The sequence below is a fragment of the Streptomyces sp. SLBN-8D4 genome, from assembly GCF_049739545.1.
GTDB lineage: Bacteria > Actinomycetota > Actinomycetes > Streptomycetales > Streptomycetaceae > Streptomyces > Streptomyces canus_C.
In genome coordinates this window covers 1917706-1935793 of the sequence record NZ_JBMGQC010000001.1, presented here as the reverse complement: position 1 = coordinate 1935793, position 18088 = coordinate 1917706, and the positions used below count along the sequence as shown (strand labels likewise).

General features: G+C 71.1%; 20 protein-coding genes and 1 pseudogene. 14 read left to right on the top strand and 7 right to left on the bottom strand.

Going from position 1 to position 18088, the window contains the following annotated elements; translation table 11 throughout:
- Positions 1-221: 221 nt before the first annotated feature.
- Complete coding sequence (locus RKD20_RS08905; protein ID WP_424877235.1) at positions 222-1193, bottom strand: hypothetical protein; 972 nt, start codon at positions 1191-1193, stop codon at positions 222-224.
- A 407-nt stretch (positions 1194-1600) separates the two neighbouring features.
- Positions 1601-2179, bottom strand: a complete 579-nt coding sequence (locus RKD20_RS08900; protein WP_424877234.1) for an Rv1733c family protein — start codon at positions 2177-2179, stop codon at positions 1601-1603.
- Between the two features lie 168 nt (positions 2180-2347).
- On the opposite strand from RKD20_RS08900, the gene RKD20_RS08895 reads away from it, so the two are divergent.
- Positions 2348-3049: a PE-PGRS family protein gene (locus tag RKD20_RS08895; protein ID WP_424877233.1), complete on the top strand. Its 702-nt coding sequence runs from the start codon at positions 2348-2350 to the stop codon at positions 3047-3049.
- A gap of 30 nt (positions 3050-3079) precedes the next feature.
- Here RKD20_RS08895 and RKD20_RS08890 read toward each other — a convergent pair whose 3' ends face one another.
- From RKD20_RS08890 to RKD20_RS08880, 3 genes and pseudogenes are all read right to left on the bottom strand, one after another.
- Positions 3080-3430: a cupin domain-containing protein gene (locus RKD20_RS08890; protein ID WP_424877232.1), complete on the bottom strand. Its 351-nt coding sequence runs from the start codon at positions 3428-3430 to the stop codon at positions 3080-3082.
- A gap of 11 nt (positions 3431-3441) precedes the next feature.
- Positions 3442-4287, bottom strand: coding sequence for a class I SAM-dependent methyltransferase (locus RKD20_RS08885; RefSeq protein WP_424877231.1), 846 nt, complete (start codon positions 4285-4287; stop codon positions 3442-3444).
- A gap of 318 nt (positions 4288-4605) precedes the next feature.
- Positions 4606-5273, bottom strand: a pseudogene (locus RKD20_RS08880) (response regulator transcription factor).
- 645 nt (positions 5274-5918) lie between these two features.
- On the opposite strand from RKD20_RS08880, the gene RKD20_RS08875 reads away from it, so the two are divergent.
- The 7 genes from RKD20_RS08875 to RKD20_RS08845 all read left to right on the top strand — a co-directional run bounded on the left by RKD20_RS08875 (position 5919) and on the right by RKD20_RS08845 (position 10572).
- Positions 5919-6500 (top strand): Rv1733c family protein, encoded by a 582-nt coding sequence (locus RKD20_RS08875; protein ID WP_424877230.1) that lies wholly within the window; start codon positions 5919-5921, stop codon positions 6498-6500.
- 194 nt (positions 6501-6694) lie between these two features.
- Positions 6695-7054, top strand: a complete 360-nt coding sequence (locus RKD20_RS08870) for a zinc ribbon domain-containing protein YjdM (RefSeq protein WP_424883183.1) — start codon at positions 6695-6697, stop codon at positions 7052-7054.
- 163 nt (positions 7055-7217) lie between these two features.
- The gene (locus RKD20_RS08865; protein ID WP_424877229.1) at positions 7218-7559 is read left to right on the top strand and encodes an ArsR/SmtB family transcription factor; all 342 of its coding nucleotides are present in this window, start codon (positions 7218-7220) and stop codon (positions 7557-7559) included.
- Positions 7556-9280 (top strand): SulP family inorganic anion transporter, encoded by a 1725-nt coding sequence (locus RKD20_RS08860; protein WP_424877228.1) that lies wholly within the window; start codon positions 7556-7558, stop codon positions 9278-9280. The genes RKD20_RS08865 and RKD20_RS08860 overlap by 4 nt, the downstream gene beginning before the upstream one ends.
- Entirely contained in the window at positions 9277-9684 is a 408-nt protein-coding gene (locus RKD20_RS08855; RefSeq protein WP_424877227.1) for a pyridoxamine 5'-phosphate oxidase family protein, read from the top strand. The genes RKD20_RS08860 and RKD20_RS08855 overlap by 4 nt, the downstream gene beginning before the upstream one ends.
- Positions 9684-10109 carry an ATP-binding protein gene (locus RKD20_RS08850; RefSeq protein WP_424877226.1) on the top strand — a complete coding sequence of 142 codons (426 nt, stop codon included), beginning with the start codon at positions 9684-9686 and terminating at the stop codon, positions 10107-10109. Before RKD20_RS08855 ends, RKD20_RS08850 begins: the two co-directional genes overlap by 1 nt.
- A gap of 49 nt (positions 10110-10158) precedes the next feature.
- Entirely contained in the window at positions 10159-10572 is a 414-nt protein-coding gene (locus RKD20_RS08845) for an anti-sigma factor antagonist (RefSeq protein ID WP_424877225.1), read from the top strand.
- A gap of 10 nt (positions 10573-10582) precedes the next feature.
- On the opposite strand, the gene RKD20_RS08840 is transcribed toward RKD20_RS08845, so the two are convergent.
- Together RKD20_RS08840 and RKD20_RS08835 are read right to left on the bottom strand one after the other, a co-directional pair.
- Positions 10583-10771: a hypothetical protein gene (locus tag RKD20_RS08840; RefSeq protein WP_424877224.1), complete on the bottom strand. Its 189-nt coding sequence runs from the start codon at positions 10769-10771 to the stop codon at positions 10583-10585.
- Positions 10772-11406: 635 nt separating this feature from the next.
- Positions 11407-11592, bottom strand: coding sequence for a hypothetical protein (locus tag RKD20_RS08835; RefSeq protein ID WP_424877223.1), 186 nt, complete (start codon positions 11590-11592; stop codon positions 11407-11409).
- Positions 11593-11806: 214 nt separating this feature from the next.
- Here RKD20_RS08835 and RKD20_RS08830 point away from each other — a divergent pair, with 214 nt between their 5' ends.
- The 6 genes from RKD20_RS08830 (at position 11807) to RKD20_RS08805 (ending at position 18088) form a co-directional block, all read left to right on the top strand.
- Positions 11807-12157: an ArsR/SmtB family transcription factor gene (locus tag RKD20_RS08830; protein ID WP_048820334.1), complete on the top strand. Its 351-nt coding sequence runs from the start codon at positions 11807-11809 to the stop codon at positions 12155-12157.
- Positions 12158-12336: 179 nt separating this feature from the next.
- Positions 12337-12819 carry an NADH-quinone oxidoreductase subunit B family protein gene (locus RKD20_RS08825; RefSeq protein WP_424877222.1) on the top strand — a complete coding sequence of 161 codons (483 nt, stop codon included), beginning with the start codon at positions 12337-12339 and terminating at the stop codon, positions 12817-12819.
- Positions 12816-14849: a proton-conducting transporter membrane subunit gene (locus RKD20_RS08820; RefSeq protein WP_424877221.1), complete on the top strand. Its 2034-nt coding sequence runs from the start codon at positions 12816-12818 to the stop codon at positions 14847-14849. Before RKD20_RS08825 ends, RKD20_RS08820 begins: the two co-directional genes overlap by 4 nt.
- A gap of 10 nt (positions 14850-14859) precedes the next feature.
- Positions 14860-15816 carry a respiratory chain complex I subunit 1 family protein gene (locus tag RKD20_RS08815; RefSeq protein WP_424877220.1) on the top strand — a complete coding sequence of 319 codons (957 nt, stop codon included), beginning with the start codon at positions 14860-14862 and terminating at the stop codon, positions 15814-15816.
- Positions 15813-16493 (top strand): hypothetical protein, encoded by a 681-nt coding sequence (locus RKD20_RS08810; RefSeq protein WP_424877219.1) that lies wholly within the window; start codon positions 15813-15815, stop codon positions 16491-16493. The genes RKD20_RS08815 and RKD20_RS08810 overlap by 4 nt, the downstream gene beginning before the upstream one ends.
- Positions 16493-18088, top strand: coding sequence for a proton-conducting transporter membrane subunit (locus RKD20_RS08805; protein ID WP_424877218.1), 1596 nt, complete (start codon positions 16493-16495; stop codon positions 18086-18088). The genes RKD20_RS08810 and RKD20_RS08805 overlap by 1 nt, the downstream gene beginning before the upstream one ends.

Sequence of the window (18088 nt, the reverse complement as noted above, 5' to 3'; positions counted from 1 at the left end):
GTGACGGCGTGCGCCGGGCTGAGCCCTGAATGGATTACGGCTGCTGCAGCCCTGCTCGCCGTGTCGGCTGCGCCGATCCGACAGTAGGCACTGTGGAGTACCCCGCCCAACTGCGGGGTACTCCGCTGCCGGCCTCAACGGGCGATATGCGCGTGGTGGTTGATCACCTCGTGCCGGCGTCGGACTTATCCACGATCAGTCTGGCGGGCCGACGCGCTGAGCTAAGGCAACGGGGGCGATTCGGGGCGGCGGCCAGTCAAGGACTCGATGTACTGCCGCACCTGGTGAACGTCGATATCGGCGAGGAAGGCGGTCTCTGTGTGTCCGCCGTACTTCATTTGGTCGGTGGTCAGCGCTCGCGGAATTCCCTGGCCGCGCACCCAGGTCTTGATCTGGCGCTCGAGGGCCCACGCGTCGCCGGTCTGCTCGAAGTTCCAGCGCGCGACCAGCTGCCAGCCTTGGGACACGTGCTGGGTGATGCGTTGTTCGACGTTGGCGATGCCCCACTTCAGGGCACGGTGGACGACGAGGTAGAGGTAGCCCGGCCGGGCGGGGTTGATGCCGCGCGCGGCACAGGTCGGGCAACCCCCCTGGGTGCCTCGGATGTTGTGCAGCGTCGGTCCAGGAGTCAGGACCGTCTCGCATGTCAGGCAGCGCGCTTTCCAGGGCAGGTCCGTGCTGCCTGGGTAGGGGACGAGTGGTTCGAGTCCCTTTTCCAGCATGCTGGCGATGGCCACTGTGGCGTCGAGTCGCAGCGCGTCTGCGATCTTTTCCGAGCGGCAGGACCAGCATTGGTGACCGCGGGCGCGGACTTTCGCGTATGTGGGAGTTCCGATGTGACTGCAGCGCATACAGCGACACAACCAAGGTTGCAAGGACCCCGGATATCCGACGAGGGGCTCCAGATCAGCCTCCGCCATCAGCTTGCGTGCGGACTCATCCGTGACATCGCGCCCGGCGCAGCTGGTGCAGCCACCGCGCCCGTTCTGGACATGTGACAGCTTCTTCGGCTTGATAGCCCCGCAGTGGACGCATCGGGCAAGCCACGGCTTGCCCGCCCCGGGATAGCCCTCAAGCGGGTCCCAGCCCCACGTGAGCATCACGGCAGCAGCATGCGCCCCGTCGCGGGTGAGCTTGGCTGCGATCGTGCGGGACCGGCAGGTCTTGTTGCAGACCCCGGTTCCCTTGTTCACGACGTCGTTGTAACGTGGCGCGCTCACTTCATTGCATGTCAGGCAAAGGCATTTCCAGGGAATTTGTGTCCCCGGAAAAGGCTCGATCGGGCGCGCTCCGCGGCTTATCAGGGCCTCGATCGCTGCAGCCTCCGTTATCTTGCGTGGCACGTAGTCCCCCTCGGTGGCGCACAACTCAAATTGAGGGAGATCCTATTCCAATGGAGGTCGTAGAGCGGGAAAACGTTCAAGAATCAGGCGGACTGCTGTGTCTCGTCACCATCCCGCGGTGCCCCGAATCCTCTCCCGCTGATGGCTGGTTGGTATCGCGCTGGTGAAGGCGGGCAACGCTGCCTGGCCGGCGCGTTGGGCTTCGGCCCACCCGACACCGGATGGATACGTGTTCGGGCCCGTTTGCCGGAGGGGCCTTACGCGTGCCGGTGGCCCATGTTGGCGTTGAACTCGGCCCAGGCCCGCTCCCACTGTGTCCCGCGGCGCACATCCAGCCGTACCCGGGCGGCCCACCAGATGCCTACCACCAGCACGCACACGCCTGCCCCGGACGCCGCGCCGAGGGCAGCCCCCTGGGTGTCGGCCTGGCCCGGGGTGGGCGGGGCGGGCTGGAGGCGGCCCGCGTCGTCGAGCCACACCATGGTGGACGAGCCCGCCTTGCCGCCCGCTGCCACGTGGGCCTCACCCGTCCGGGAAGAGCCGTCGATCATCGTCCACCGCACCGTCGCCCGCACATGGTCGTCTGCCATCCCGGAGAACCGTGCCGGCGTCGCGGAGGCGTCCTCGACGAGGCGAGCGGAGCGGTGGTGCAGGCCCTGCGCCTGGCCGAGAGCGGATCGCTCGCCGACGCCGGCCATCACCACGCCCACCGCGGGTGCCATGAGCAGCAGCATCGCCGCCGCGACGGTGATCCAGGCTTCTGCGACGTCGGAGCGCCGCTTGAGCGGGTTGCGCCGCCAGCGCCAGAGCAACACCCTGCCAACCGTTTTCAGCATGCGTGCATCCCTCCGGGCACGACGTACCTGACCATCACACCTACGGTGACGGATCGGTGATTGATGGCGGCAGAGGCCAACGGGGTCGTCTTGGCAGGGCCGACCGGCCCTGTTGCGAAAGCCGGCTGGTCCCGGGCTGCGGAAGCGATCCCGGGCACAATGCCGTTCATGACTGACGCAACGGCTGATGGCGCAGCCGGTCCGCAACTGGGTGAAGCCGTTGTGCTGTTGGCGGACTTCCTGGGTGCCGAGCCGTTGACCGCGGCCATCGCCTCACTTGAGCGGGGCCTGGCAGGCAGGCCCGCGAGGGAGGTCGGCGACATGGCCGCAGAGCGGGGCATCAGTGCCGAACTGATGGTGGCCGCCCTGACCGTTCGGGAGAGCCTCGGCCGGCTGAACGACCTCATTCACGCAGCCGGGATCGTACTGGCGCTGCCGCACATCCTGGAGGACGGCGAGGAGATATCCGTGCGCCCTTCGCTGGCCGCCGGCAACGACCCGCTGCGGCCCTTCGACCTGGAGACGGACCGTCGCGTGGCGGAGTTCAAACTCGCGCGATGGCGCGGCGCGGACGCCACGCGCAAACGGCAGACGTTCAAGGACCTGGTCATGCTGGCCGCCGACCGTACGGGCCGCCGGGCCGAACTGTTCGTCGTCGGGCCCGAGCCCGGCCGTTTCCTGCGCACCTCCAGGGCGACGGCGGCCTGGGCACTGGACCGCACCCCGCACGCGCGCCGCGCGTTCGAGGAGTCCTTCGGCTCCCTGGACGTCTCCGTCGCGCAGTTCACGGCGCGCCACGCCGCCCATGTCCGGGTCACCGACCTGTGCGACGTGCTGCCGCCCGCGGTGGCAGCGGCGCTCGTGCGCTGATCCGGGCAGGGCACCCGGCCGGGTCGTCGGTCATGCCGTGGAAGGCACCCCGGATCCGGAGGGCTCCGGGGCGGGCAGCATGGTCAGCAGCATGACGCTGGGCTCGGCGGCGCGCACGGTGTGCGGCAGCCGTGCGGGCAGGTGGATCCAGCTCCCGGGTGTCGCCTCGGTCTTCTCGTCGCCCAGGACGAGGTCGAGGCGGCCGGAGACGACCTGGATGACCACGGGCAGGGCCGAGGTGTGCTCGGTCAGTTCCTGGCCGGCGGCGAAGGCGAAGCCGACCACGCGCAGGCGGTCGTCGCGGTACAGGACCCGGCTGAGGGTGCCGTCCTCGGGCACGGTCAGTTCGACGGCCAGGTCGGTGATCACGGTGGCGGGCATGGAGTGCCTCCTCAGGCGTGGGTCGGGGTGGGGACGGCGAGCAGGCTGATCGCGCCGAGGTGAGCACTGTGGCGTCGGAAGACGCGACGCAGGTGCAGCATGCGGCGCAGGGCTGCAGGGTTGCGCAGGGCCCGGGCGGCGATGCGCAGGGCGGGGATCAGTCCTTCGTCGGCGATCAGTTGGCGCGGCTCGAGCAGCGCCATCGGTGCGGTCTTCTGCGCGGTGACGGTGAAGCCTTCGAGGGCGAGGAGTTCGCTCCAGCCGCTGGGGGTCAGGGGGCGGGCGCCCACGTGGATGGCGTGCTGCAGGTCTGCGGTGATCCGGTCGGCGAGCGCGGGGTCGAGACAGTCGGGCAGCAGGCACAGTTCGTGGATGGCGTACCGGCCGGTGGAGGTCGCGAGCAGCCTGCGTGCTTCTCGCACGATGCGCCGTTTGGCGGGGTAGGGCTGCATGGTCAGCATCGCCTCCCCGTACACGACGGTGGCGTCGCCGTCCGGCAACCCGGTGTCCGCGGCATCCGATTGCACGGCACGTACCTCGGTCGGGCCGGGGCCGGCCAGGACGCTCAGGGCGGCCACGGCGGCGGCCTCGCGGTCGACGGCGGTGTAGGAGGCCGGGCGGCGGCTGAGGGTGAGCCGGGCGGTGGCTCCGAGCCCGGCGGCCAGCTCCACCACCCGGTCCTCAGGATCCACGCCCAGGGCGTCCAGCATCCACTCGGTCAGCTCCACGCCGCCGGGGCGCAGCACCCGCTTGCCCAGGCGGGCCAGCAGCCAGTGGCCAGGCATACGGGCGGCGTCCAGTCCGTCGCCGGGAAGCGGAGTGTGCTGCTGTGGGGCCTGTTGGTCGGTCGACGCCATGGTCGTGCCTCGCTTTCTCTGCCGCACGGGTACTACTTAGGCGAACCTAACTTGAGGTGGCACTGCTGTGCGGGGGCCGAACGTCCCGATGTGCGGGCCCAGTGGGCCAGGCGGCTTGCAGGCCCGCATTCGGAATGACCTGTTCCGCTGCGGCGACCTGGGTACTCCCGACTGTCTCATTTGGGGGACACCGCACTTCTGTCTCACGATCTTGTCCCTTGAGGTCTGCTCCCTCTGCGTACATCTGGTCCCTGGGCCGACGGGCCGCATCGCCATCAGCGAACCGCCCAGCGTGGTGAGCGCCGCCTGAATCGTTGGCTACGCGCCCGGGGCGACCAGCCGGTAGCCCACGCCGCGTACGGTCTCGATCGTGCTGGCATGCGCAGCTTGGCGCGCAGGGACGCGACGTGCACCTCCAGAGTGCGCCCGGTCCCCTCTCAACTGGTGCGCTACACCTCGCTGATGATCTGCTCTCGGCGGAAGACCACGCCGGGGCGATGGGCGAGCGGGGCGAGGAGGTCGAACTCCTTGCGGGGTCAGTGGGACGACCGCGCCGTCCACGCTGACCTGGCGGGTGGGCAGTTCGATGTGCACCGGGCCGAGGCGCAGCACGGTTTCGCCCGTCTCAGGGGGATGCGGGCGAGCAACTCTCCGGTGTCGTACGGCTTCACCACGTAGTCGTAGGCGCCGGAGTTGAGGCCGTGGATGCGGGAGCGGACGTCGGGGTGCGCGGTGACCATGATCATCTGGGTGCTGGTGCGCTTGCGGATCCTGCCGCAGACCTCGTAGCCGTCCTCGCCGGGCAGGCCCGGCCGGGTGCCCAGGTTGAGTAGGACGACGCCGCAGTCGGCGCCCTGCGGGACGAGCACTTGGAGGGCCTCCTCGCCGTTGCGCGCACGCGACACGTCGAAACCGTGCCGCGCGAGGACTGCGGACAGCGTGGCTGCCACCTGGTCGTCGTCGACGAGCAGCAACCTGGACCCGATCCTCCGATGAACCTTGGGTCGGCAGTTCTTCTCCCGCGAGTCGGGCCTGCAGGCGTGTCAGCCGGTACCGGGTGGCGTCGGATTCGGCCCACAGTCCGTTCACGGCGCGCGCTGCGTCGTGGTCCCTTCCATCTCCGGGAACGGAAGCTTCCCGACGGGCGTCGAGCACCATCCGCAGCGTGGCCCGACGCTCCCGCTCCATCCCTGCGGCCACCCTGCCCCGCGCCAGCTCGTGCAGCACGTCCCAGTGGTTCGAACTCCCGCTGCGGGAACGCAGGAACAGTTCTGCCAAGGTGATCGTCATCGGGACCAGAACGGTCAGCAGGTCACGTTCATCGGTGTACGACTCCGTCCGCTTCATACCGTGGCCCTGCGCCGCGGAACTGCCCACTACAGGGTTCGGGCGGCAAGAAGGTTGAACGGCCGAGGAGATTTGCTGTGGCCGGGCCCGGCAAGCGATCACTCACCCCGAAGGCGCGGGCGACGAATAGCGCAGGCCAGGAACCGGGAACACTGCCATGCCGACCGAGGCCGCCACGCGGTGCTCGGTGCGAAGGCGCGCCGGTGCCCGATCGCTGCTCCGGGGCGCTTTCGCGAGCACACTGGAGGCGGGGGTTCAACCAGCACGCATGGGGGTGTCGGCCGATGGGGAGAGCGCGGCGTATGCCCCCGGCGGTCTGGGGCTGGCGGCGCAGTCCGCTCCGGCGACGCGTGGACATCGTCGAAGCCTGGGTCGTGCTGACCGCCTGGCTCCTTGCGGTGGCGGGCGGCCTGCCCGCGGGACTGGGAGTGGTAGGCGCGGTGGAGCGCAGCCTGGACCTGCAGCGGGCGGAACGCCGTGCCGTCGCGGCCGTGCTCGCCCAGGACGCGGCGGACAGCAAGTCCCCGCAGGCGGTGGACAGCGAGCGGGTGTGGGTGACGGTGCGCTGGAACGCGCCGGACGGCACGGTGCGTACGGGCCAGACCAAGGTGCCGGCCCAGACTCCGGCAGGCACCTTGGTGACGGTGTGGACGGACCGGCGCGGCGGACTGACCTCCAAGCCCGTCACGCACCAGGAGGCACAGATACAGGCCGCCCTGGTGGGTGTGGTCGCCGCGATGGGCGCGGGCGGAACCGTGCTGTGCGGCACCTGGGCCGTACGCAGAGGGCTCGACCGGCGGCGTATGACGCCATGGGACGAGGAATGGGCCCGGATCGATACACGGTGGGGGCGGAAGACTGGCTGAGCCCAAGGGCGGGCATGGTCCGCCGCCATGGTTTCGTCCCAGCGGGGCTGTCCACGGCCGCCCTACCTAACCACCCGAAGCGCTGGGCGCTGTTCCCACTGCCCACCTGGTACGTGGGACACCTCAATGTCGATCCCCCCGGCACCGTGGACGGGCAGCAATCTGCGAGTAAGGGCGCCGGTTACCCTGTCGGCGTGATCGAGAATCCTCCTCCCTGTCCGAAGTGCTCGTGTGAGTACACCTACGAAATGAACGCCCTTCTCGTGTGCCCAGAGTGCGGCCACGAATGGGCACCCGCAGAGAGCGACACTGAGGGCGCGGAAGCTGCCGGGGAGCGCGTCGTCAAGGACTCCGTCGGCAACGTGCTGCGGGACGGCGACAGCGTGGTCGTGGTCAAGGCGCTCAAGGTCAAGGGCAGCCCTTCCGGCATCAAGGCCGGCACCAAGGTGCGCAGCATCCGGCTGGTCGACGGCGTCGACGGGCACGACATCGACTGCAAGGTCGATGGTTTCGGGGCGATGCAGTTGAAGTCCAGCGTGGTCAAGAAAGCCTGATCCCGACGGCCCCCTCCCTGGCGGGAACACCGGTGCAGCAGCCTGATGCTGAATTGCAAAATTTCGCAATTGGTTAGATGCTGTGTTGGCTGTGTCTGCAGGTAGCCGCGGGCACAGCCTTTCGTGTCCGCCCCCCGGGGGGCGTAGGGGAAGCCGAGGGGTCGTGTCCGTTCCGCTGTACCAGGCCAAGGCCGAGTTCTTCCGGATGCTGGGGCATCCAGTACGGATACGGGTGCTGGAGTTGCTCCAGGAAGGATCGATGCCGGTACGGGAGCTGCTCGCGGCCATCGAGGTGGAGCCCTCCAGCCTGTCCCAGCAGCTGGCGGTGCTGCGCCGCTCGGGGATCGTCACCGCGACCCGCGAGGGCTCGACCGTGGTCTATGAGCTGGCCGGCGGGGACGTGGCCGACCTGATGAAGGCCGCGCGGCGGATCTTGACCCAGATGCTGGCCGGGCAAAATGAGCTGCTGGCCGAGCTGCGGGAAGCCGAGGTCACCGCGCGATGACCTCGCAGATCAGCCGGGCCTGGGCCCGGATCACCTCGCTGCTGCCCGCCCGTACCGACCTGACGGAGATGCGCCGCGACCCGCGCCGGGATCTGCTGGCCGGGCTGACCGTGGCCATCGTGGCGCTGCCGCTCGCCCTCGGCTTCGGCGTCTCCTCCGGCCTGGGCGCGGAGGCGGGACTGGCGACCGCGGTCGTCGCCGGTGCGCTCGCCGCAGTGTTCGGCGGGTCGAATCTGCAGGTGTCGGGGCCGACCGGTGCCATGACCGTGGTCCTCGTGCCCATCGTGGGTGAGTACGGGCCGACGGGCGTCCTGACCGTCGGGTTGATGGCCGGCGTGATGCTGGTGGCGCTGGCGGCGCTCAAGGCCGGCCGCTACATGCAGTACATTCCCGCCCCCGTGGTCGAGGGCTTCACCCTCGGCATCGCCTGCGTGATCGGCCTCCAGCAGGTCCCGAACGCGCTCGGTGTGCCCAAGCCCGAGGGCGACCGGGTGCTGGTGGTGACCTGGCGGGCGATCGAGGAGTTCGCGAAGTCCCCGAACTGGACCGCTCTCGGCTTCGCCGTCGCCGTCGCGGCGGTCATGCTGGCCGGGGCGCGGTGGCGGCCGACCGTTCCGTTCTCGATCCTGGCCGTGATCGCCGCGACGGTCGTCGCGCAGGCCGCAGGGCTGGACGCGGCGACACCGATCGGCGACCTTCCGGCCGGGCTGCCCGCACCCTCGCTGTCCTTCCTGGAGGTCGGGTCTCTGGGGACGCTCATGGCTCCGGCCGTGGCGGTCGCGGCCCTGGCCGCCCTGGAGTCGCTGCTGTCCGCCTCGGTCGCCGACGGCATGACAGTCGGGCAGAAGCACGACCCCGACCGGGAACTGTTCGGCCAGGGCCTGGCGAACATCGCCGCCCCGCTGTTCGGCGGGGTACCGGCGACCGGGGCGATCGCGCGCACCGCGGTCAACGTCCGCACCGGCGCGAGTTCCCGGCTGGCCGCCCTCACCCACGCGGCGATCCTCGCCGTGATCGTCTTCGCGGCGGCACCCCTGGTCTCGAAGATCCCCCTCGCCGCACTGGCCGGCGTCCTGCTGGCCACCGCGATCCGGATGGTCGAGGTCGGCTCGCTGAAAGCCATGGCGAAAGCGACCCGCTCCGATGCGCTGATCCTCGTCCTGACCGCCGTCGCGACCCTGGCCCTGGACCTCGTGTACGCCGTCATCATCGGCCTGGCCGTCGCGAGTGCGCTCGCCCTGCGTGCCGTGGCCAAGCAGGCCCGCTTCGACCCGGTGCCGCTCGACCGGGGCGACCACAGTGCCGAGGAACACGCGCTGCTGGCCGAGCACATCGTCGCCTACCGCATCGACGGACCGCTGTTCTTCGCCGCCGCCCACCGCTTCCTGCTGGAGCTGACCGAGGTCGCCGACGTACGGGTCGTCATCCTGCGTATGTCCCGGGTGTCGACGATGGACGCCACCGGGGCCCTGGTCCTGAAGGACGCGGTGGAGAAGCTGCGGCGTCGTGGCATCGCGGTCCTGGCCTCCGGCATACGGTCCGGCCAGCGGCAGGTCCTGGACTCGGTCGGCGCGCTGGACCTGCTGCGCCACGAGGGCCTGGAGTACGCCACCACCCCCGAGGCGATCCGGGCCGCCCGCGGCCACCTGGAGGCGGCCGGAGTCCTGCCCGCCGTTCCCGCACAAACGCCCCGAACCGCCAGCGAGGAAGCCCTGCGATGAGCACTCTCCCCGTCCCCCTTCGTATGGTCGAGGTCTCCGGTGCGGAGGCCCTGTGGCTGGTCGAGGGCAGCAGCAGCGGCCGGCTGGTGTACGTGCAACGGGACCTGCCGACGGTGCGGCCCGCCCGTCATGTGTGGGAGTACGGCCGCTTGGTCGTGCGTACGCCGGCCCCGGCCGCTGCGGTGCCCGCGACGGCGGCGTACCACTTGGACGAGATCCGTGCCGTGCCCGCCACCGGCTGGACGGTCACCGTCTCGGGTCCCGCCGAGGTGATCACGGACCTCGACGAGGCCGCCCACTACCGGCGCACGCTGACCGGCTGGACCCACGGCCCGCACGACACCCTGCTGCGCCTGCACCCCAAGACCGTCACCGGGTTCCGCCTCGCCCGCGCGGAGGCGTGATGGCCACGCAGCTCGAAGCCCTGCCCCACCGGCACGTGCTCACGCTGCCCGCCGAACCGTCCGCCGTGCGGATGGCCCGCGAGACGGCCGAGCAGGCCATGGTCGAGTGGGGGATAGGGCTGCGTCACCCCACGGTGGACCCGGCGCTGCTGATCCTGAGTGAGCTGGTCGCCAACAGCGTCCGGCACGCCGCCGTGCTCTCCCCGCAGGTGACCGTGATCTACGCGTCGGGCCCGGGCTGTCTGGCCTTCGCCGTCCATGACCGCCACCCCTACCAGCCCGCGCTGTATGGGTCGCTCACCGATGCCGGCACCGGCGGTCTGGCCACCGTCATGGAACTCACCCTTGGCCTGGGCGGTACCGCGGTGGTCCGCGCGGATGCCGATGGCCGGGGCAAGAGCATCTGGATCACCCTGCCCCTCTGACCGATCGGCACGCCTCCGGCCGATCACCCGCACCAGGAAGCACACCCTCATGACTATCAACTGGCGCTACACCGTCGAGGAGAATCTCGGCATCCTCTCCGTCGCCGGATACCTCGGCCCGGACGCGGTCCACCGCTTCACCGGCGCGGTCGGCTGGGCCCTGGCCCGCGGCACCGGACCGGTGCTCGTCGACCTGACCGAGCTGCGCAGCTGGTCGGCCGAGGGACAAGTGGCGATCGCCGAAGCCGCGCGCCGTCTGACGGAGGCGGGCCGCAGCTTGGAACTGGCCGCCATCCCCGCCGACGGGTCCCTCGTCCCGACCGGAGACGGCCCGCCGATCCCGGTGCACCTGGACCTGGCCGCCGCGCTGGCCGCGCACGGCGTGGGAATCGGAGGGCGCGTCGAGGGCCGTCAGGAGTGGCGCACCACAGGGTGGTCGGACGAAGGCCCGGCGGACGAGTGATCCCGGCGGCTCACCCCAGGGCGAAGGCGCCGTCGCCATTGCGAACGGGCACGACCGTGCAGGTGTCCTCCGCGGTGGCGATCGCCATGTCCTCGACGAATCCCCTCGCGGCCAGTTGCCGGCCGGAGGCACCGGCGGCGACCGCGTGCGCAAGATCAGCGGTGCCTTCGTGGCTCGCCTTCGCGGCGGCGGCCTCCACCGAGAGCGGGCCCGCGCCCTGGGCGGACAGGTCGGAGACGAGGCTCCGGCGCCGAGCAGGTCCTCCAGGGCCGGGCGCAGGGTGCTGTCCGGCCAGTGCTCACCCGCGGCGACGACGGCGACGGGTTGGTCGGGAGTGCCGTAGCCGTGGGAGGTGAGCCAGGAGCCGACAGCAGTGATGTTGCGCAGGCAGGCGGCGACCAGCCGTACGCCGGGCGGGACCGCGGCTGCGATGGCGGCGCCGTTGGGGGAGGGCAGGACCAGGCGGGTGACGAAAGGTGCCGCTCGCAGATGGTGCGGGAACAGGGACCAGGGGCTGGAGGGCGTGACAGCGGCGCGGTGGACGGCCAGCCGTGCGCCCGACTGACGGGCATAGGCCGCGGCCGCCTTCTCGATGCCGGACTGCTCGGAACAGGAGACGAGTTGCTGGGGCACCAGAAGGGAAGGATCTGGGTGCCCTTCTCGACGGCCACGCTCACCGCCGTGGTGAAGGACAACACGTCGACGACGACCAGACAGGCCGCTGCCGTGACGAGACGGTCGGCTCCGGCGGGCCCCCACTCGAAGCGGACCCCGGCACCGGACTGGGCAGCCCAGTCACCCATCACCGAACCCCTCCCGCAGGCGAAGCGACGGTCAGCCGCGGCCCGCGCCCCCTGTCTTCTGTGCGGACCGGCCGCCGAAGGACAGCTTCAGCATGCGGTCATGGCCGCAGCGCGGGCATCCGCCGCTCGGTCCGAGGGCGGTGGGGCTGCACTTGACGCGGCAGACGGGGCACTTGAGCCAGATGACGCCGGTGCCGCGCAGCGGGGTGATCCTCACGCATTCCTCCTCACGCGACCTCATGAATTGCTAATGTTAGCAATTACTTGAGGTCGCCATTGCTGGATTCGGCGGTCCGGTTCCTCCATGTGGGTTCGGCGTGGCCGGTGCCGCAGGCGAGGATGGGCCGCATGTTGTCGACGAGTGGGTGGATGCGATGCGCCGAGGCCCGGCCGGAGGGGCCGTGCTGTTGGGTCGGGGAGGCGACGGCACGATGAGTACGCCGCTGTACCAACTGAAGGCCGAGTTCTTCAAGACGCTCGGCCACCCGGCCCGCATCCGCGTCCTGGAGCTGCTGAGCGAGCGCGAGCACGCGGTCGCCGAGATGCTGCCCGAGGTGGGCATCGAGCCCGCGCACCTGTCCCAGCAGCTCGCGGTGCTGCGACGCGCGAACCTGGTGGTGACCCGCAAGGAAGGCTCGACCGTCTACTACTCGCTCACCAGCCCGCACGTCGCCGAGCTCCTCCGAGTCGCCCGCACCATCCTGTCCGGCGTGCTGGCCGGCCAGGCCGAGCTGCTCGCCGACCTGCAGGCCGCGCAAGGGGAGGCGAAACCGCCGTCGTAGCGACGGCCCTCGATCGGCGGCCGTCTCCCGAGGAGTTGACACCGCTCTGTGGTGCCGGGGGACGGTCGCCTTCATCAAATTCGCCAAAAGGGCAAAGCATCGGGAAAGTGCCGTAACTCCACTCGCGGGATGGCCCGTTGGCCTCCTACGGACAGTCCTCACCGTTCCAGGGAGGGTTCATGGGCCTGTTGCGCAAGATCCGCGACACCGGGAGGGTGGCCGAGCCCGCGCCGCCGCGCCCCGAGGGCGATGTCCCGGAAAAGGCTCGGGAGCTGGGCGGGTCGGTGCAGGTGCGATGTGTGGACGCGGGGTCCTGCAACGGCTGTGAGATCGAGATCACCGCGGCCTTCAACCCGGTGTACGACGCCGAGCGGTACGGCGCCCGGCTGGTGGCCTCGCCGCGCCATGCGGACGTGGCGCTGGTGACCGGGCCGGTGACGCGGAACATGGCCGAGCCGCTGCGGCGCACGGTGGCCGCGATGGGCGAGCCGCGGCTGGTGGTGGCGGTCGGGGACTGCGCCATCAACTGCGGTGAGTTCGCGGGCGGCTATGGCGTGGAGGGCGCCGTCTCCGATGTCGTACCGGTGGATCTGGCGGTGCCAGGGTGCCCGCCGGAGCCGGAGGCGATCGTGGCGGCCCTGCGGAGGGTGACCGGACGGTGAGCGTGATCCCGGCCGCCCTCGCGACGGCCACCGGGCTGGGCGGCGCGGGTTCGCTGGCCGGTCTCGGACTGCCGTACCGCGTCCGCGTGCCGGTTGTCGGAGTTCTGACGGTGGGCGTGGGGGTGGCGGGTGGCACGGCGGGTGTGGCTGCACTGGGCGGCAGCCGCTGGGCCGCGGTCTTCCCCGGGCTGCTGCCGCTGGCCGGGGCGCATCTGGCGGTGGATGCGCTGGCGGGCCTGTTCACGGCCGTGGCGGGGGCGGTCGTAGTCGCCGTCGCCGTGTACGGCATCGGGTATGTGGCCGGACATGGTCCTCATGGGCTCGGCTCGCGTACGGCGCAGGCGGTGCTGCCGCTGTTCGCGCTCACCCTGGTGCTGGTGCCCGTGGCGGCGTCGGTGTCCACGTTCCTGGTGCTGTGGGAGCTGATGGCGCTCACCTCGCTGCTGCTGGTGCTCGCCGAGCACCGGGAGCGGGCTCCGGTGCGGCAGGCGGGCGTCTGGTACGCGGTGATGACGCATCTCGGCCTGGTCCTGCTGCTGGCCGGATTCGCCGTGTTCGCTGCGCAGGCCGGTGGGGAGACCTTCGCAGCGCTCCGGGCGGGCGCCGACTCCATGTCGCCGACGCTGCGGGGGCTGGTATTCGTGCTGGTCGCGGCGGCTTTCGCGTCGAAGGCGGGTGCGGTGCCGCTGCACGCCTGGCTGCCGCGCGCTCATCCCGAAGCGCCCAGTCCCGTCTCGGCGTTGATGAGCGCGGCCATGGTCAACCTAGGCATTTACGGCCTCGTGCGGACCGGTCTTGGCCTGCTGGGCGGTGGGCCGGCGTGGTGGTGGCTGGGTCTGATGGCGGTGGGCGGGGTCAGTGCGGTGTACGGGATCCTGCAGGCGGCGATGGCCTCCGACCTCAAGCGGCTGCTGGCGTACTCGACGAGCGAGAACATGGGCCTGGTCCTGATCGGGGTGGGGGCCTCTGGGCTGTTCGCCTCCTACGGCGACCGGCCGCTGGCCGCAATGGCGCTGGCGGCGGCCCTGCTGCACGTGGTCAACCACGCGGCGTTCAAGGCTCTGCTGTTCTGCGCGGCCGGCTCGGTGCTGCGGGCCACCGGCCTGCGTGACCTTGACCGGCTGGGCGGGCTGCGGGCGCGCATGCCGGCCACCGCCGGGCTGTTCGCGCTGGCCGGTCTCGGGGCCGTGGCGCTGCCGCCGGGCAACGGGTTCATCAGCGAGTGGCTGCTGCTGCAGTCCCTGATCCACGGACTTCAGGTACCCGGGGTGGCCGTCGCGGTCGTGCTGCCGCTGTCGGTGGCGCTGATCGCGCTGTCGGCGGGTATCGCCGCGGCGGCGTTCGTGAAGGCGCTCGGGGTGGGCTTCTTTGCCCGGCCCCGCAGTGAACCGGCCGCGGAGGCCAAGGAGTCACCGCCCCTGATGCTCGTCGGGATGGGCCTGCTCGCGGCACTGTGCGCGGCTCTGGCCCTGGTGCCCGGCCTGCTGGGCGACGGCCTGGACCGGGCCGTGACCGCGACCGGGATGGCGGGCAGTGGAGCGGTCTCGGGCGGCGGGCTGAAGGTGCGCCTTGCCGACATCTCCGCGTCCCTGTCGCCGCTGTGGATCACATCGGCCCTGACCGCCGCGCTGCTGCTGGCTGTCGGACTGCCGAGGTTGTACCAGCGCAGGAGGCGCCGTGCGAACGCACGCCTGTGGGACTGTGGCGGCGGGGCCCCCACCCCGCGCATGGCCTACACGGCCACCTCGTTCGCCGAACCGCTGCAACGGGTCTTCGACGACGTCCTCGCGCCCGTGCAGGATGTCAACGTCACCCCGGTGCGCGAGTCGTCGTACCTGGTGGAGCGGGTGCGCTTTGAGCGCCGGGTGCCTGACCGGATCGAGCACCGGCTGTACGAACCCGTGCTGCGGGCCCTGGCCGGTACCGGGCGGGCGGCCCGGCGGCTGGCGGGCGGCAGCGTTCACCTCTATCTCGGCTACGGCTTCGCCGGCCTGGTCGTGCTGCTGTTGATCCTGGCGGTGGGCTGGTGAGAGCGAACAGATGAGTGCTGTCGGATACGCGGCCGTGGCCGGGCAGGTAGTGGTCGTCGGCGCCGGGGCGCCGCTGCTGACCGGGTGGATGCGTCTGGTACGCGCCCGCCTGGAGGGCCGGGCCGGGGCAGGGGTGCTCCAGCCCTGGCGGGACGCCCGCAAACTGCTGCGCAAGGAACCCATCAGCCCGGTCGGCACCGGGCCCGCGTTCCGGACCGCCCCCGCACTGCTGGTCGCCACCACCGTGGTCGCGGCCGGGCTCGTCCCCTTGCTGTCGACGGACACACCGGTGAGCGGCCACGCCGACCTCATCGTGGTGGTGGGGCTGATCGCGCTGGGCACCCTGACGCTGGCCCTGGCCGGACTGGACACCGGCACCGCGTTCGGCGGGATGGGCGCCTCCCGCGAGATGACGGTCGCCGCACTGGTGGAACCGACCATCCTGCTGTCGGTGTTCGCCCTGTCGATACCGGCGGGCACGACCAACATCCCGGCCATCGTGAACGGTGCCGTCGATCAGCCGGCCCGTCTCACTTCCCCCGCCGGCCTGCTGGCCACGGCCGCACTCGCGGTGGCGGTGCTGGCGGAGACCGGACGGATCCCGGTGGACAATCCCTCCACCCACCTCGAACTGACCATGATTCACGAGGCGATGGTCCTGGAGTACGCCGGCCCCGACCTGGCGCTGGTCGAACTCGGCGCCCAGATGCGGCTCACCCTGCTGCTCGGGCTGCTGTCCTCGCTGTTCGTACCGTGGGGCATCGCCACCAACGCCTCATGGACCGCGCTCGTCGTGGCCCTCGTCCTGTTCGCGGCGAAGGTCTGCCTGCTGGGCGCCGTGCTGGCGGCGGCCGAGGTCTTCTGGGCCAAGGTCAGGTTGTTCCGGGTGCCCGAACTGCTCGCCGGGTCCTTCCTGCTGGCACTGCTCGCGGTGACCGCCTCCTACTTCCTGAGCGGAACGTCATGAGCGAGGACCTCTTCATCCAACTCCTCGACCTGGCCTGCGGAGCCTTCCTGCTGGCCGCGGTGATCGTGCTGTGGCGGCGCGAACTGGCCACGATCGTGCGGATCTTCGCCCTGCAGGGCGTGGCGCTCGCCGCGATCGCCGTCCTGCTCGGCGCACACGAGGAACGCTGGGACCTGATCGGCGTGGGCATCGGCATCGGGTTGCTCAGGGCAGGCGTCCTGCCGCATCTGATGCGCCGCGCCCTGGCCGCGCTCACCACCGGCCGGGCGCACAGCGACGAGGTACGGGAGACCCAGCCACTGGTCAACGTCGCCGCCTCGCTGCTGACCGCGTCCCTGTTGACGCTGCTGGCCTACGCGGTCGCCCGGCCGCTGACCGCCCTGAACCCCATTCCTGCCACCCGGGCGCTGCCCGTCGGCCTCGCGGTCGTCCTGATCGGCTTCTTCATCCTGGTCACCCGCAGACGGGCGCTCGCTCAAGTGGTCGGGTTCCTGCTGCTGGACAACGGCATCACCGCCACCGCCTTCCTTGCCACCTCCGGCGTGCCGCTGATCGTCGAACTCGGCGTCTCCTTCGACGTACTGCTCGCGGTGCTGGTGCTGCAGATCCTCACCACCCGGGTCCGGGAGGCGTTCGGCACCACCGACATCGACGACCTGCGGGAGCTGCACGACTGATGAACGTCACTGGTTCCGCTGCGCTTCTCACCGCACCTGCCGCCGTCCCGCTCGTGGTGGCCGGCGCGTACGCGCTGACCGGACTGCGTACCCGCTCGACCGCCGCGGCGGTCGCCGCAGAGCTCACCCAGGTCCGGCGTCGGGCATCTGCACAAGGGGACGTTCTGGTCGCCGAGGCGCCCGAGTCCGAGGAATCCCCGCAGCGGCATCCCGCGGACTGGGCCGCTCTCCTCTCGCCCGCCGTGATCCTTACGTGCGGGAGCCTGCTGGCCACAGACGTCGTCAGCCACGGCCCGACGGCGGCGTACTCGGGTCTGCTGCGCGCGGACGCGCTCACCGCCTGGATGCTCCTGGTCGTCGGCGCCGTCGCGCTTGTCGCCTGCGGCTCCGCCCCGGCCTACTTGGCCGGAGAGCGGGTAGCGGGGTGGGCTACCGCGCAGTCGGTGTGGCGCTACCACGTCCTCGTGCAGGCGTTCTTGGCCGCGATGTGCCTGGCCGTGGTGACCGCCAACCTCGGCGTGCTGTGGGTGGCGATCGAGGCCACCACCATCGTCACCGCGTTCCTGGTCGGTCACCGTCGCACCCGCATGTCGGTGGAGGCGGCATGGAAGTACGTCGTGATCTGCTCGGCCGGGATCGCGCTCGCCTTCCTCGGCACCGTCCTCATCTACTACGCGGCCCGGCAGGCCGGCATCGCCGAGGCGTGGGCACTGGACTGGCCCACCCTCGTCGCCCACGCCGACCAGCTCGACCCGGCGGTCACCCGGCTCGGCATCACACTCGTCGTCCTGGGCTTCGGCGCCAAGGCCGGTCTGATCCCGCTGCACGCCTGGCTGCCCGACGCGCACAGCCAGGCCCCCGCACCGGTCTCCGCGCTGATGTCCGGGGTGCTGCTGTCCGTCGCCTTCGCCGCCATCCTGCGCTACCGGGTCATCGCGAACGCCGCCCTCGGGACCGGCTTCACCCGCGTTCTGCTGACCGGTATTGCCCTGCTCACCCTCGCCTTGGCCGCCGGGCTGCTGCTGGCCCAGCGCGACTACAAGCGGATGCTGGCCTACTCATCCATGGAGCATATGAGCCTGATCGCGCTGGCCGCGGCGATCGGCAGCCCGCTCGCCCTCACCGCCGCCCTGCTGCACATCGCCGGACACGGGCTCGCCAAGTCCGTCGCCTTCTGCGCCTCCGGCCGCATCCTGCAGATCACCCGCACCACGCGGATCGGACGGGTCCGCGGACTGCTGGCCCGGGCGCCCGCGCCGGCCGGGGCGTTCGGGCTCGCGGTGGTGGCCCTGATGGCGTTCCCGCCCTTCAGCCTCTTCGCCTCCGAACTCGGCATCGCCCGCGCCGGTTTCGCAGCCGGCGCCGGCCTGGGCTGGGCCACGGCCGCCGCCCTGCTGCTCGTCCTGGTCGCCTTCGCCGCACTGGCCGCCCGCACGGCCCGGATGCTGCTGGGACCGGGAACACCGGCCGAGGACAGCCTGTCCGCCGTATGGCCGCTGCTGCTGGGCCTGGCCGCCTGCGCCGCCCTCGGCATCGCCACCGGCCCGCTCACCAACCTGCTGCACGTCGCCGCCCAGGCGATCGGAGGCCACTGA